14 protein-coding genes are annotated in these 14,136 nt (G+C 71.1%); 1 reads left to right on the plus strand and 13 read right to left on the minus strand.

Annotated elements, in window-relative coordinates; genetic code table 11:
* The 7 genes from EOT10_RS02905 to EOT10_RS02935 form a co-directional block, all read right to left on the minus strand.
* A complete protein-coding gene (locus tag EOT10_RS02905; RefSeq protein ID WP_127826417.1) occupies positions 1–1,443 on the minus strand; it encodes an FAD-binding oxidoreductase in 1,443 nt (480 codons plus the stop codon).
* Entirely contained in the window at positions 1,394–2,521 is a 1,128-nt protein-coding gene (locus EOT10_RS02910) for a sugar phosphate isomerase/epimerase family protein (protein ID WP_127826418.1), read from the minus strand. The genes EOT10_RS02905 and EOT10_RS02910 overlap by 50 nt, the downstream gene beginning before the upstream one ends.
* Complete coding sequence (locus tag EOT10_RS02915; RefSeq protein WP_127826419.1) at positions 2,518–3,336, minus strand: ATP-binding cassette domain-containing protein; 819 nt, start codon at positions 3,334–3,336, stop codon at positions 2,518–2,520. Before EOT10_RS02915 ends, EOT10_RS02910 begins: the two co-directional genes overlap by 4 nt.
* On the minus strand, positions 3,329–4,204 hold the full coding sequence (locus tag EOT10_RS02920) for an ABC transporter ATP-binding protein (protein WP_223280719.1): 876 nt from the start codon (positions 4,202–4,204) through the stop codon (positions 3,329–3,331). The genes EOT10_RS02915 and EOT10_RS02920 overlap by 8 nt, the downstream gene beginning before the upstream one ends.
* Positions 4,204–5,100, minus strand: a complete 897-nt coding sequence (locus tag EOT10_RS02925) for an ABC transporter permease (RefSeq protein WP_127826420.1) — start codon at positions 5,098–5,100, stop codon at positions 4,204–4,206. Before EOT10_RS02925 ends, EOT10_RS02920 begins: the two co-directional genes overlap by 1 nt.
* A complete protein-coding gene (locus EOT10_RS02930) occupies positions 5,097–6,104 on the minus strand; it encodes an ABC transporter permease (protein ID WP_262985389.1) in 1,008 nt (335 codons plus the stop codon). The genes EOT10_RS02925 and EOT10_RS02930 overlap by 4 nt, the downstream gene beginning before the upstream one ends.
* A 292-nt stretch (positions 6,105–6,396) precedes the next feature.
* The gene (locus tag EOT10_RS02935) at positions 6,397–7,635 is read right to left on the minus strand and encodes a L,D-transpeptidase (protein WP_431313256.1); all 1,239 of its coding nucleotides are present in this window, start codon (positions 7,633–7,635) and stop codon (positions 6,397–6,399) included.
* A gap of 310 nt (positions 7,636–7,945) precedes the next feature.
* Here EOT10_RS02935 and EOT10_RS02940 point away from each other — a divergent pair, with 310 nt between their 5' ends.
* Positions 7,946–8,476, plus strand: coding sequence for a hypothetical protein (locus EOT10_RS02940; protein ID WP_127826423.1), 531 nt, complete (start codon positions 7,946–7,948; stop codon positions 8,474–8,476).
* Between the two features lie 16 nt (positions 8,477–8,492).
* On the opposite strand, the gene EOT10_RS02945 is transcribed toward EOT10_RS02940, so the two are convergent.
* The 6 genes from EOT10_RS02945 to EOT10_RS02970 all read right to left on the minus strand — a co-directional run bounded on the left by EOT10_RS02945 (position 8,493) and on the right by EOT10_RS02970 (position 14,120).
* The gene (locus EOT10_RS02945) at positions 8,493–9,704 is read right to left on the minus strand and encodes a cytochrome P450 (RefSeq protein WP_127826424.1); all 1,212 of its coding nucleotides are present in this window, start codon (positions 9,702–9,704) and stop codon (positions 8,493–8,495) included.
* Positions 9,705–9,759: 55 nt separating this feature from the next.
* The gene (locus EOT10_RS02950; RefSeq protein WP_189491012.1) at positions 9,760–10,323 is read right to left on the minus strand and encodes a carboxymuconolactone decarboxylase family protein; all 564 of its coding nucleotides are present in this window, start codon (positions 10,321–10,323) and stop codon (positions 9,760–9,762) included.
* A 41-nt stretch (positions 10,324–10,364) separates the two neighbouring features.
* Positions 10,365–11,366 (minus strand): 3-oxoacyl-ACP synthase III family protein, encoded by a 1,002-nt coding sequence (locus EOT10_RS02955; protein WP_127826426.1) that lies wholly within the window; start codon positions 11,364–11,366, stop codon positions 10,365–10,367.
* A 37-nt stretch (positions 11,367–11,403) separates the two neighbouring features.
* Positions 11,404–12,648, minus strand: coding sequence for a beta-ketoacyl-[acyl-carrier-protein] synthase family protein (locus EOT10_RS02960; RefSeq protein WP_127826427.1), 1,245 nt, complete (start codon positions 12,646–12,648; stop codon positions 11,404–11,406).
* Entirely contained in the window at positions 12,645–12,974 is a 330-nt protein-coding gene (locus EOT10_RS02965) for an acyl carrier protein (protein ID WP_127826428.1), read from the minus strand. Before EOT10_RS02965 ends, EOT10_RS02960 begins: the two co-directional genes overlap by 4 nt.
* Positions 12,975–13,058: 84 nt before the next feature.
* Positions 13,059–14,120, minus strand: a complete 1,062-nt coding sequence (locus tag EOT10_RS02970) for a beta-ketoacyl-ACP synthase III (RefSeq protein WP_127826429.1) — start codon at positions 14,118–14,120, stop codon at positions 13,059–13,061.
* Between the last annotated feature and the right edge of the window lie 16 nt (positions 14,121–14,136).

Below are 14,136 nucleotides of genomic sequence, written 5' to 3' on the forward strand. Positions count from 1 at the left end.
CTACGCTCCCGCCCGGTCGGCGCCGGCCGCGGCGAGGTCGAGGTCGACCAGGCCGTGGTCGAAGACGTTGTTCGGGTCGAACGTCGCCTTCGCCTTCGCCAGGCGCTCGTATTTGTCGCCGTAGATCTCGCGGCCGCGGCCGGCGTCGCCGCGCTCGGAGGTGAAGTTGACGTAGGTGCCGTGTTCCCACGCGCCGACCGCGGCGCTGAACCGCTTGACCCAGGCGACGAGTTCGGGGCGCTCGTCCGGGTACTCCCAGTCGGCGCCGATGTTTCCGGCCCACCGGGAGTGGATGTCGGTCGTGGAGTCGTTGCTGTGGTCCCGTGGGTGGATCCGGCCCGCGATGAGCTCGAACGGGCACATGACCTGGTGGGCTATGTGCGCGCTGGAGTTGAGCGAGCGGCCCGGGTAGGCGTCCGCGTGCTCGATGACGATGTCGAGGAGTTCGTCGGGCATCTCGCGGAAGGCGACGTGCCGCCAGTAGTGGCAGATCCCGTAGCGGAACTCGTCGTCGGTCGAGTGCTGCAGCGTGACGTGGGGGAACGTGCTGACGCGCTCGTAGACGGGGGTTCCGGTCCCGAACATCGGCTTGCTCAGCTCGGGCTCGCCCGCCGGGTCGCCGTAGGTGACGGTCGCGACGGACACGACGGGCCGGCCGCGGTGCTCGCGGGGCAGCTGGGACCAGTACGCGGGAGCACGGTAGAGCCGGACGTAGGAGGTGACGTTGTCCGGCATGCCCGGGCCGAGATCGCGGAACCGGCGCAGGATCTCCTTGCGGTTCTCCGCCGGGTAGAGGGCGAGGCGCACGGTGGCGAGGCCGGGGAGGTCGACGTAGTCGAAGACGAACTCCGTCGCGATGCCGAAGTTGTGGCCCGCGCCCTTCAGCGCCCAGAACAGCTCGGGCTCGTTGTCCGCGTCGACCCTGCGGACGACGCCGTCGGCGGTGACGAGTTCCACCTCGCGGAGGAAGTCGACGGTCGAGCCGAACATGCGCGACAGATAGCCGGTACCGCCACCGAACGTCAGACCGGCGACCCCCGTGTGGGACACCACACCGGCCGGGAGCGCGATGCCGTACGGCTCGGCCGCCCGGTCGACGTCGCCCCACCGGCAGCCGGCTCCCACGGTGATCGTGCGGGCGGCCGTGTCGATCGTGACGTGGCGCATGAGTCCCGTGTCGATCAGGACGGCGTCGTCGGACACGCTCGTCCCGGCGAGATTGTGACCGCCGCCGCGCACCGTCAACGGGACCTGGTGGGCGCGGCACCAGCGCAGCGCCGCCGCGGCGTGCTCCGCCGTCGTGCACCGGACGACGGCCGCCGGACGCTGGTCGACGTCGGCGTTCCACACCCGGCGCAGCGTTTCGTACCCAGGCGCCCCCGGCAGGACGACGTCACAGTCGACCGCCTCGACGAGACCCATCAGCTCGGGCTTCTGCAGCATTGCTGTTGTCCTCCAGATCTCGGGATGGTGCTCCGGAACAGCTCGCGACCCGGGCCCTGAGCGCGCTCAGGGATTCCGTGAGGAACCGGCGGTGGTCGGCGGCCCGGGGCGGTGACGAGCGCAGCGAGGCGAGGCTCGGGGCGCGGCCGGTCGCCACCAGGTCGTCGAAGCCGGCCGCCAGTGCGTGCAGGGCCGCGGCGTCGGCGTCGGTCATGTCAGGGTGCGCGGCGCGCCAGTCCGGGTCGTCGGGGCACAGCAGCATCTCCGCCCGCGAGCCGCCGATCCCCTCGATGACGAGGTCGAGGCCGGGTCTGGCGGCGAGGACACACCCCAGCAGATCGGGCCAGTCGATGACGCCCCGGCCCACCGGTGCGAGGAACCTGGCCGGCCCCGCCCCGGTCGGGACGAGTACCGCGTCGCGCAGGTGGGTCATGTTGACGTACGGAGCGACGCGCCGCACCGCGTCCGGGACCAACTCACCCCGGACGGGCAGGTTCGCGGGGTCCAGGCAGACGCCCAGGACGTCCGGGCCGATCTCCTCGACGAGCCGGAGGATCTCGAAGGTCGTGATCTCCTCGTGCGTCTCGAGGTTGATCCGCACTCCCGCGGCGCGCAGCGACGGGGCCAGCAGCCGGAGGAACCGGGCGGTCGCCTCCAGCTGGTGGGGCCATTCGACGTCGGTGCGGAAGCGGTCGAAGCAGAAGGGCGCGGGCAGTTCGTGCTGGTAACCCCCGGTCGCGGTCCACGCCTCGGTCCAGCCGTGATCGGCACAGATGCCGATCATCCGTTCCATGCCGGCGAGGTAGCTGCCGCCACCCAGGTCCCGCACGCGCGGCAGTTCGGCCGTCATATAGGGGTTGACCTTGCCGAGGCCCATCTGGACGAACATCCCCCGCCGCGCGGCCTCTTCGGCGAACTCGCCGATCGCGCCGCCGTCCAGCGTGGGGAACGCCTCGTCGAGCGTGCGCACGAGGACTCCCTCGAAGCCGAGGTCGCGCAGTTCCGCCAGCGTCCGGACCGGGTCGCCCAAGAAGGAGGTGCCGTCCCTGAACTTCACGTCGGCGCCGATCCGGTTCATCGCGCCGCCTCCTGCCGCCGCGCCCGTCGCGCGCGTTCGGCCGCGGGGTCCGGCAGCGGAACGGCCTCCATGAGGGCTCGCGTGTACGGGGCCTGCGGATCGTCGTAGATCGCGGGGACGTCGCCCGCTTCGGCGATGACCCCGCGGTCGAGGACCACGAGGCGGGTGCACAGGTACTTCACGACGGCGAGGTCGTGCGACACGAAGAGCACCGTCAGGTCGAGGCGGCGCTGCATGTCCTTGACCAGGTTGAGCACCTGGGCCTGGACCGACACGTCCAGGGCGGACACCGGCTCGTCGCAGAGGAGAACCCGGGGTCCGACCACCAGCGAGCGGACGATCGCGATCCGCTGTCGTTGTCCGCCCGAGAAGTCGCGCGGATACCTGGCCAGGTGCTCCGGGAGGAGGCCGACCAGGTGGATCAGCTCGTTGATCCGGTCGCGGCGCTCGCGCGCGGAGAACCCGCCGATCACCAGCATCGGCTCTTCGAGGATCTGTCCGACGGTCATCCGGGGATCGAGGCTCGAGTACGGGTCCTGGAAGACCAGCTGGATCTCGCGCCGGTACCGTCGCAGTTCGGCCTTCGAGGCCGCAGCGGGGTTGATGCCGTCGTAGGTGATCTCGCCGGAGTCCTCCTTCTCCAGGCCGACCAGACAGCGGATGATCGTGGACTTCCCGGATCCGGACTCGCCGACCAGACCGAGGATCTCGCCCTGTCGCACGTCGAACGAGACGTCGTCGAGCGCCTGGTGGACGCCGTGTCCACGGCCGAAGCGCTTGCGCAGCCCGGCCACGCGCAGCAACACCTCAGGCATGGCTGGTGGTTCCTTCCATGGACATGTGGTCGGCGACGGTCTTCAGCCGGATGCCGGGGTCCGCGTCGAGACGTGGCACGGATCCGATCAGGCCTCGTGTGTAGGGGTGCCGTGGGCAGGCGAAGAGGTCGTCGACCGTGCGCTCCTCGACGAGGGCGCCGCGCAGCATCACCGCCACGCGGTGGGCGAGGCCGGCCACGATTCCCAGGTCGTGGGTGATGAAGAGAACCGCGAGGTCGAGCTCGCGCGACTGCTCCTCCAGCAGGTCGAGCACCTGTTCCTGCACGCGGACGTCGAGAGCCGTGGTCGGCTCGTCGGCGATGAGCATGTCGGGGCCGGCCACCAGCGCGGCCGCCATGACCACGCGCTGACGCATCCCGCCCGAGAACTCGCCCGGGTAGGCGCGCAGCCGTTCCTTCGCCTTCGGCACCCTGAGCCGGTCCAGCATCTCGGCCGCCCTGGCGTAGGCCTTCTTCTTCGGCATCCCGTGGACGGTCAGCGTCTCCGCGACCTGCTCGCCGATGGTGAGGACCGGGTTCAGGGCGGTCATCGGGTCTTGGAAGATCATGGAGATCTCACGGCCCCTGATCGTGCGCATCCGGCGCTCACCGCTGCCGACCAGCTCCTGCCCCTTCCAGCGGACGGAGCCGGAGAGGCGCAGGTGCGGGTCGAGCTGCAGGACGGCGCGGGCGGTCATGCTCTTGCCGGATCCCGACTCCCCGACGAGTGCCACCCGCTCGCCCGGCCTGATCCGGAGCGACAGGCGGTCCACCAGTGTGAGGTCGCCGGCACCGCCGCCGATGCGCTCCTTCTCGGGCACGCGGACGGACAGTCCGTCGATGGACATCAGGGGTTCGTGACAGTCCATCAGGACCTCCTCGACGAGGGATCGACGGCGCTGCGGACGGCGTCACCGGCGAGTCCGAACGCGATGGCCGCGAGGGTGATCGCGAGGCCGGGGAACAGCGCGATCCACCAGGCGGTCGTGATGTGGTTCTGGCCCTGGGCGATGAGCGATCCCCAGTCCGGGCTGGGGGGCGGGGCTCCGACGCCGAGGAACGCGAGACCGGAGATCATGACGATGGTGCCGGAGATCTCCATGCTCGCCTGCACGTAGATCGCGTCCAGCGAGTTGGGCAGGACGTGCCGCCGCATGAGCCGCAGCCGCGACATGCCCAGGGTCCGGGCCGCCTCCACGTAGGAGCTGGTCAGCGTCTCGCGCAGGATGTTGCGCATGAGGCGGGCGGTGGCCGGCCACGAGGTCGCGATCATGGCGAACACGATCGACATCATCGACGGGCCGAGCGACGCGGCCAGGCCGAGCGCGAGCACGAGGCTGGGCAGTGACATGCAGATGTCGCAGGCCCGCATGACGGACTCGTCGATCCACCGGGGCATGAGCGCGGCGGCGCTCGCGACGAGGACGCCGATGACCGTCGCGCACAGGACGATCGCGACGGCGACGAGGAGGGTCCTGCCGGCCCCGGCGAGGATCCTGGAGAGCACGTCCCGCCCGACGTTGTCGGTGCCGAGAAGGTGGCCGCTCCCGGGCGGGAGGAACGCCTGTCCCGTGTTCACCATGAACGGGTCGTGCGGTGTCACGAAGAGGCCGACGAGCGCCACCAGTACGAGGAGGACGACCAGAGCGAAGGCGATCCTGTCGAGCAGCGGGAAGCGACGTCCCCCGAGAGCGCGCCGTGCGGCGGTGCCGATCGACCGTCCGATCGCGGCCGGTGAGACGACGCTCGCGCCGTCGTCGGTCATGACGCACCTCCTGGCGCGTTGCGCACACGCGGATCGAGGAGCCGTTGGAGCATGTCGGTGATCAGCGCCGTCACGATGAAGACGAGGCCGATGACGAGGACGGCCGCGAGGACGGCGAAGGTGTCCTGGCTGGTGATGGAGCCGTACAGGTAGCTGCCGATCCCCGGGAGCGAGAAGACCGCCTCGACCAGGACGGCGGCGCTGATCATCCAGCCGAACTGCATGCCGAAGATGGTCACCACCGCGCCGAGGGACGAGCGGAACGCGTGGCGCATGACGACGCGTCGCCGCGGAACTCCCTTGGAGACGGCGAAGGTGATGAAGTCCGACTTCATCGCGGTCATCATGTTCGACCGGATGATGCGGGCCAGCGTCGTGATGAAGGGCATGCTCAGCGCCACGGCCGGGAGCAGCAGGTGCGCGACGGAGTCGACGACGTTGCCCATGGTGCCGAAGAGCAGTGAGTCGATCACCGTGAACCCGGTCACTCGGGGAGGGGCCATGCCGACGCTGTTGGTGCCGGAGATGGGGAACCAGCCGAGGCGCAGGCTCAGCGACCAGCGCAGCATGATCGCCAGCCAGAACATGGGCACGCCCCCGGAGAGGACGAGGACGACGCGGGCGGCGATGTCCGCCGCCCGTCCCTCGTTGACCGCCGCGACGATGCCGAGCGGGGCCGCGACGGCCACCACGATGATCATCGTCAGGACGACGAGTTGGACCGTGGTCGGGAGCACGTTCAGGAGGTCGTTCGAGACCTTCTGGTGCGTCACGACCGATTCGCCGAAGTCGCCGTGCACCAGACGCTTCATGAAGTCCAGGTACTGGACGAGGACCGACTGATCGAGGTGGAGCTTCTCGCGCATGGCCTCGACCTGCTCACGCGTCGCGAGCCGTCCGGCCGCCACCCGCGCGACGTCGCCCGGGATCAGCTTCGACATGAAGAAGACGATGGTGGCGACCCCCCACAGGGACAGGAGGGCGAGGCAGCTACGACGGACCATGAACCGGGTCATAGGCCACTCCGCTTTCAGCGCATTTGGTATACCGGGTTCTCGCCGCAAGGGTCACTCGCTGCGCGCGAGTGGTCTGCGAAGACGCCTCAACATAGGGCGATGCGGGGCAAGTTGGGAAGACGGCGGCTGGCTCTTTTTGGGGTTTGGTATTCCAATAATTTCCGCCGCCGGCAGGCTGTCGGCCGAGGCTGTCGGGGAACGCGCAGGCGGCGGCCGACATGGTGTCGGCCGCCGCCTGGCGTGAGGGATTCAGATTCAGTTGGGTGCGGATGACGGGGTGTCAGCCGGTCGTGCTCCCCGCGACCCACTCGCTCCACGGCATGTTCCAGTCGCTGAGGCCGTTGTCCGGGGACAGCTTGGTCTTGTCCACGGAGTTCTTGATGATCACGACGTCACCGGTCATCGAGTGGTCGAAGAACCACGCGGCGGGCTGCGTACCGTCGCTGCCGTCCCTGGCGTCCTTCAGGCCCACGCAGCCGTGGCTGGTGTTGACCTTGCCGAAGACCGAGTCGCCACCCCAGTAGTTGCCGTGGATGAACGTGCCCGAGTCGGTCAGGCGCATGGCGTGCGGCACGGCCTTGATGTCGTACGAGGGCTTGCCGTCCTTCTCCGTGAGGCCGACGGTCGCACCGTTCATGTGGGTCTGCCGGAACTTCTCGGAGATGACCATCCGGCCGTTGTACGTCGGGTGCTCGGCGCTGCCGGACGAGATCGGGATGGTCTTGATGGTCTTGCCGTCCCGTACGACGGTCATCTGCTTCGTCTTGGCGTCGACCGTGCTGATCTGGCTCCGGCCGACCTTGAACGTGACCGTCTTCCGGACGCCCTGGTCGGTGAGCTTCACGGTGACGGTGGAGCCGGGCTGCCAGTAGTGCTGGGGGCGGAAGTCCAGGCGGCTGCCGTTGAGCCAGTGGCCGACGACCTGCTGGCCGCTGCTGGAGCTCACCTGGATCTTCGACGCCATGGCGGCCTTGTCGCCGACCGCCTTGTCGAAGCTGACCGTCACCGGCATGCCCACGCCGACGGTCGAGCCGTTCTCGGGGGAGACGTGCCCGATGAAGTCGTTGGCCGGGGAGACCGTGGTGATCGTGGCGTACTCGGTGACGGAGCGCCCCTTGGCGTCGTCGGCCTCCGCGGCGATCTGATACTTGGTGGCCCGCACCAGAGGTGCGTCCGGCTGCCAGGACCTGCCGTCCGTGGACAGGGTGCCCTGCACCTCGGTACCGCTCGCGACGGCGGTCATCACCACCTTGGTGAGCTTGCCCTTACTGACGGTGACCTTGACCGGATCGTCGACCCCGACGCCGGAGGCGCCCTGCCCGGGCGTGATCCTTATTCGGGCATCGGAAGCGTCCTGGGCGCCGGCCTGATGTCCCCACGCCTGAGAGTGCGAGTGGTCCCCATGGTCGTTGCCGCCGGTGGCAGCGTTGCTGGTCCCGCTGAGGGCGGTCAGTGCGAGTACGCCACCGACTACGCCGGCCGGAGCCACCAGAGCGATGCGTCGCTTACGTGCCGTGATCAAGCGCTTCTCCCTTGCTGCTGGTCGTCGGATCCGTTGGTCGTCGGATCCGTGGGGCCGGTTACCAGGGGTGTGGAATCAGCCCGACCTGACCATTTATGCATTGATTCGCTCGAAAGTGGGCAAATTGTGGCGGATCCAACGCATCGGGAACGTCGCCGATGGCCCTGACTGTCCAGCTGTCGCCCCGCGCCCGGAGCTCCCGGCGGGGTGTCGGGCCTGGTCGGATACGCTGGCCGCTCCCTATTGGCGTGAGCATGGCTTTCGCGGAGTGCGCGCGGGCGTGGCTTTCGCAGAGCGAAGAGGAGATATGTCCGTGAAGGGGCGTCCGGTGCTGGCCGGACTCATGATGATTCTTGTGGCGTCCCTCGGGGCGTGCTCCGCCTCGGACGGCGACCGGGCGCACTCCGGCGGCAAGGGGGGCGGGAACAGTGGCGGGTACGCGCGGCCCCAGTCCGACCAGGTCCGCGGTCTGTACGACGCCGTCCGGCATCTCCCCAGGAAGACCGCCAAGGGCACCCGCCCGCACCTGGTCAAGGAGTGCGACCCGGCCACCCGGAAGGTCAGGCACACCTCGCGCAGCGGCGCCGGCAAGCGGAAGAGGACCCGCACCTGGTACACCACCGAGCGTTACGAGCGGTGCCGGAAGGTGCGCAAGGGCAGCGAGAGGTACACCAGGATCGTGCGGCCCGAGCGGTGGTGCGTGCGCCTCGACGACGTGAACGGGAAGCCCCGCAAGGACGACCGCTGGTTCCGCGTCAGCCCGGCGACGTACAGCGAGGTGCACGGCAAGGCCGAGCACGCGCGCGTGAAGTTCGAGCCGAGGGGACGCGGCTGCTGAGCCGGTGCCCGTCGGCTCACCACGTCACGGGCAGTTCCCTCACCCCGTAGACGAGATCCGACGTGCCGTAGGTGAGCGCCGTCTCCCCGGTGGCCAGGCGGAGGTTCGGGAGGCGGCGCAGCAGGGTGGTCAGGACGACCTCCAGTTCCACTCTGGCCAGCGCGTGGCCCAGGCACTGGTGGACGCCGAAGCCGAACGACAGGTGGCGGCGCGCGTCTCGGCGGTCCGGGTCGAGGGTGCCGGCCGTGGGGCCGAACACCTCCTCGTCCCGGTTGGCCGTGGAGAGCATGCAGATCACGCCGTCCCCTGCCGCGATCGTCACCCCGCCCACCTCCACGTCCTCCTTCGCGGCGCGCGCCAGGCCGAGGTGGATGATCGTGACGTGGCGCAGCAACTCCTCGACCGCTGCGGGCATCAGGGCGGGGTCGGCCCGGAGCCGTGCCGCCAGGGCCGGGTTCCGGAGCAGCGTGAGCACGCTGATCGCCGACATGTTCGCCGTGGACTCGTGGCCCGTGACCAGGAGCATGAAGCCGAGCGAGGCGACCTGTCCGGGGGTGAGGTCGTCCCGTGCGGCCAGCCGGCTCAGGATGTCGTCCCCCGGCTCGCGCGCCTTCCGCGCGGCCAGTCCCGCCAGGTAGCCCATCAGGCTCCGGTGCGCGTTCGCGACCTCGCCGTCGGTCGCGGTGTTGTCGAGCAGCGTGCGGCTCAGGGACTGGAACAGGTCACGGTCCGCGTACGGGACGCCCAGCATCAGGCAGATCACCAGGGACGGGACGGGAAGGGTGAAGTCCCTTACCAGGTCGGCAGGTTGTTCCTTCGCGATCAGCTCGTCGAGCGCGTCGTCCACGATCCGCCGGATGGCCGGGCGCAGCTCCTCCACGCGCCGGACCAGGAAGTCCCTGGTGACCATGCGGCGCAGCCTCGCGTGCTCCGGGTCGTCCATGCGGATGAAACTCGGCCGGGACGTGGCCAGTTGGCGCTGGCCGGGGGAGAGGAACGGGAATCCGGGCGTACGGGCGTCGGCACTGAAGCGCGCGTCCGCGAGGACGGAACGCACCTCCCGGTAGCCCGTGACGAGCCAGCACGGGGTGCCGTCGGGCAGGACCGACCGGGTGACCGCGCCCGCGCGCGCGGCCTCCGTGTACGCGGGTGGCGGGGTGAACGGGCAGCGACCGTAAGCGGCGGGCAGGCGTAGGGGCGGCGCGAGCTGCGTGGGCACGGCAGACATGCGGGGGGACCCTTTCAAGGGGAGGGGAGGGGAGGGGGGTGGTGCTGTGGCGGCGCTAGCGCTCCGCCGCGTCGGCGTTCGTCGTAGGTGTGTCGGGCGGTGTGCCGAGCGTGTTCAGCGTCGTGCACACCATCGCGCACTGTCCGATCACGAGCAGCAGCTCGACCAGTTGCTCCGCCCGCAGCCGGTCGGCCAGTTGCCGCCACAGCGACTCGGGGAGTTCCCGCGGGCCTGCGAGGTGGTCGGCCGTCGTCAGGACGGCTAGGTCCGCCGGGTGCCACGGGTGCGCGGACAGGTCGGGGGACCCCGTCGCGGCCACGTCGGCGCCGGTGAGCCCGGCCAGGCGCGCGTGCTCCTCGTGACGTGCGCGTACGAAGTCGCAGCCGAGGCGGTAGGACGTACGCAGGATCGCGAGCTCCCTGTCCCGCATCGTCAACGTGCCCTGGTGCGTGAGGACTTGGGCCAGGCGCAGCCACGCCTCCGCGAGCGGGGGGTGGTGGGCCAGGGTGCCGAAGAGATTGACGCGGCCCGGCCCGTCCTGGCTCGACGCGCCGAGCAGGTCGCGCAGGGCGGGCGGCCACTGGTCGGCCGGCAGCGGGGGGATGCGCGGGGTCAGCATGCGCGTACCACGGGACGTGGCGGGCGTCGGGCCGTCCGGTGTCACCATTCGCACACCACCACCCCGGCGCTCGCTCCGCTCGCGAAGCCGAACATGCCGACCAGGTCCCCGCGCCGGAGGCGTCCGGTGTCCAGGGCGGTGGCCAGCTGGAGGGGGATCGTGTTGGTGGCCACGTTGCCGTGCGAGGGGAAGGTGGCGATGACGCGGTCCGGGTCCACGCCCACCCACTCGCACGCCACCCTCGTGAAGGCGACCGACGGCTGGTGCACGCAGACGAGGTCCAGCTCGTCGGTCTTGACCCCCAGGTCACCCATGGCGCCCCGCACCTTCTCCGGCATCCCGGCGAACGAATCCACCAACTGGGCCGAATCGATCCGGAGTTCGCCGAGGGTGCGATGGTGCTGGGCGTAGGGGTTGGGCAGGGTCGCGGCCGGCCAGCCCCAGGAGTTGGCGAAGAAGCGGGAGCCGACGACGCCGGGGCGTGCGGACGCTTCGAGCAGCAGGGCGGAGCCCATGTCGCCCGTACTGAGGCTGGGCAGCGCGGTCAGGACGTCGGCGGGGTCGTCGACCGTCCACCGGCTCTCGCGCGTGGACACCTCGGCCGTGGTGACGAGGACGCGCCGGTACTGGCCCGCCCTGATGAGGGCGTCGGCCACCTCGACGGCGTTGAGGACACCGTTGCACGCGTTCTTCAGGTCGAACACCGGGCAGCTCAGGCCGAGTTTGTCGGCGACGAGGTGTGCGGTGGCGGGCTCCTCCATGTCGGCGAGGATCCCCGCGAAGATCAGCAGGTCGACGCCCGACGGACCCGGGATGCCGGGGGCCTCGAAGAGGCGGCGGGCCGCGTGGGCGGCGAGGTCGGAGGGCTGTTCGTCGGCGGGGGCGACGGTCCGATCCGCGAGGCCGTACATGTGGGCCAGTACGCCGGGGGAGAGGGAGACGTGGGGATTGTGGGAGCGGAAACGTTCCTCCACCTCGGCGACGGACTGCCGGCCGGGCGGAACGTGGACCGCCGCGTGGACGATGCTGCTGTACAGGGTCAACGGGGAGCTCTCCAGGGGGGAGGAGTGGGGCGGTCGGTCAGGCCGCCGGCGACGTCAGCGCCAGCACCACGTTGTGTCCGCCGAAACCGAACGAGTGGGTGACCGCGGCCCGTACGTCTTGTGGACGGGGCGCGCCGGTCACGCAGTCGAGCGGGAAGTCGAGGTTCCCGGGGGTGAGGTTCGCGACCGGGGGGACCGTTCCGTGATGGATCGTCAGGGCGGTGAGCGCCGCCTCGATCGCCCCGGCCGCGCCGAGGCTGTGGCCCAGGGCGCCCTTGGGTGCGGTGACGCTCGGGCCGTGCGGCAGGACCCGCGCGATGAGGTCGGCCTCCGCGTGGTCGTTGAGCGGGGTGGACGTGCCGTGCGCGTTGACATGGTCGATGTCGCCCGGGGCGAGCCCCGCGTCCGCGAGTGCGGTGCGCAGCGCGCTCTCGGCGACCGCGCCCCCGGGGGCGGGCGCGGTGGGGTGGTGGGCGTCGGTGGACTGGCCGGCGCCGGCGAGCAGGGCGTAGGCACGGCGTCCACGGGCCGCAGCGTCCGCGGGCCGTTCCAGTACGCAGACGGCGGCGCCCTCGGCGATCACGAAGCCGTCGCGGTCGGCCGCGAACGGCCTTGAGGCGGCGGCGGGTTCGTCGGTGCGGGACGACAGCGCGCCCATCCGGTGGAAGCCGGTGGTGATGACGGGGGTGACGGCCGCCTCCGTGCCGCCCGCCACCGCGATGTCGCAGGCCCCGGACAGGAGCAGGTCGCGGGCGACGGCGAGGGCGCTCGCCCCGGAGGCGCAGGCGCTCTCCGTGGCGAGCGAAGGGCCGCGTGCGCCGAGGTCGAGCGCCACCTCGCCCGCCGCCATGTTGGAGATGAGCATGGGGATGAGGGTGGGCGCGACCAGTTCGGGCCCCCCTTTGAGGAACCGCGCCGACTGCTCCTCCAGATGCGCGGCGCCGGCGAGGCCCGAGCCGATGACGACCGCGACGCGTGCCCCGTCCCAGTCGCCGCCGCGGGCGAACCCCGCGTCGGCGACGGCCTCCCGGGCGGCGAGCACTGCGAGCCGCGTGAACTGGCCCATCCGCCAGGACTTGCCCCCGCCGATCCGTGCCTGCTCGGGGGTCATGTAGGGAACCCGGCACGAGAAGTCGACGGGCAGTTCCTTGAGTTCGGGGTCCTCGGCGGCCGCGGAACGGCCGCGCAGCACGCCCTCCCATGTCGCCTCGCGGCCGACACCGGCCGGGGTGATGAGCCCCAGGCCGGTGATGGCGACCGTACGGCTCGACGTCGTCGTCACCGGGCCCCTGCCGTGGTCTGCCGGGTGATGAGGGTGGCGGTCAGTTCGGCGACGGTGGTGCGCTTGGTGGCCTCCGACTCCTCGACGCGCACGCCGAGCCGGTCCTGGAGGGCGAGCGCGAGTTCCGCGAGGGCGAGGGAGTCGAGGTCGAGGCTCTCCAGGGTGGCGTCGGGGCGGATGCTGTCGGGGCTGACCTCGAACTTCTCCGTCAGGACGGAGGTGACGGCGGCGCCGACGCGGGGTGCGGCGCCGGCCCGGGGTGCGGGGGCCCCGAGCGCGACGGGTGTGAGGGCGGTGGTGGCGGTGGTGGGGGACGACGAGGACATGAGGGGTCCTTTCAGGTCGTGTGTGGTGCTGGTGCTGGTGTGGTGATGTGGTGGTGAGGTCGTGAGCTGCTTTTTTAGGGGGACTCAGGAGGCCTCGGGGGGCGGACACACCGGCGGGACCGCCGGGAGGTGCGGCCACAGGAGCGTGGCCGAGGCCCAGGTGAGCCCCGCCCCGAACGAGGTCAGCAGCACGCGCTGCCCGGGAGCGAGCAGACCGCGCGACGCGGCGTCGGCGAGGGCCAGCGGGATGGACGCGGCGCCCGTGTTGCCGACGTGCTCGATGTTGGACACCTGCCGTCCCGGGGGGAGTTGGAGGCGTTCGGCGACGGCGCCGAGGATCCGGGCGTTCGCCTGGTGGGCGACGAACCGGTCCACGTCGTCGGTCGTCCACGCGGTGCGGTCCAGCACGGCGCGGGACGACTCGGTCATACGGATCACCGCGTGCCGGAACACCTCGCGGCCGCGCATACGGAAGTGCCGGTCGGCCGGGGTGTGGGCGGCCGGGTCCGCGCGTTCCGCGGCGCCGCCGCCCGGGACCTGGATCAGCTCGTGGCCTGAGCCGTCGCTGCCGAGGTCGAAGGCGAGCACGCTGCCGGGCTCTCCGTGGGTGCCGCGGCGCAGGACCACCGCGCCGGCGCCGTCCGCGAAGACGACTCCCGCGCTGCTGTCGGCGGGGTCGACGAGGGTCGAGTACACCTCCGCGCCGACGAGCAGGACGCGTTCGGCGGCGCCCGAGGCGATGACGCCGACGGCCGAGGCGAGTCCGTAGCCGAAGCCGCTGCAGGCCGCCGAGATGTCCCAGGCCGCCGCCCCGTCGAGACCGAGCCGGGTGGCGAGGAGCGGGGCCATGGCGGGCATCGGCAGATCGGGGGTGGAGGTGGCGACGAGGACGGTGTCGGGGGCCGGACCGCCGGCCACGGCGAGGGCGCGGACGGCGGCCTGCAGGGCCAGTTCGCCCGTGCGGACTCCGGGGCCGGCCCAGTGCCGGGCGACGATGCCCGTCCGCCGGCGCACCCATGCGTCGTCGACCTCCCAAGTGGTGGGGAGTTCGTCGTTGGTGACCCGGCGCGGTGGCACCCAGCCCGCAAGGCCTTCCAGGACGGCGCCGGTTCCGGCTGTGTGCCGGTGCGCGTCAGCGGATGTCACCCGAGCCTCGCTCTAC

This window comes from Streptomyces antnestii (assembly GCF_004005495.1).
In the GTDB taxonomy this organism is placed as follows: Bacteria; Actinomycetota; Actinomycetes; order Streptomycetales; family Streptomycetaceae; genus Streptomyces; species Streptomyces antnestii.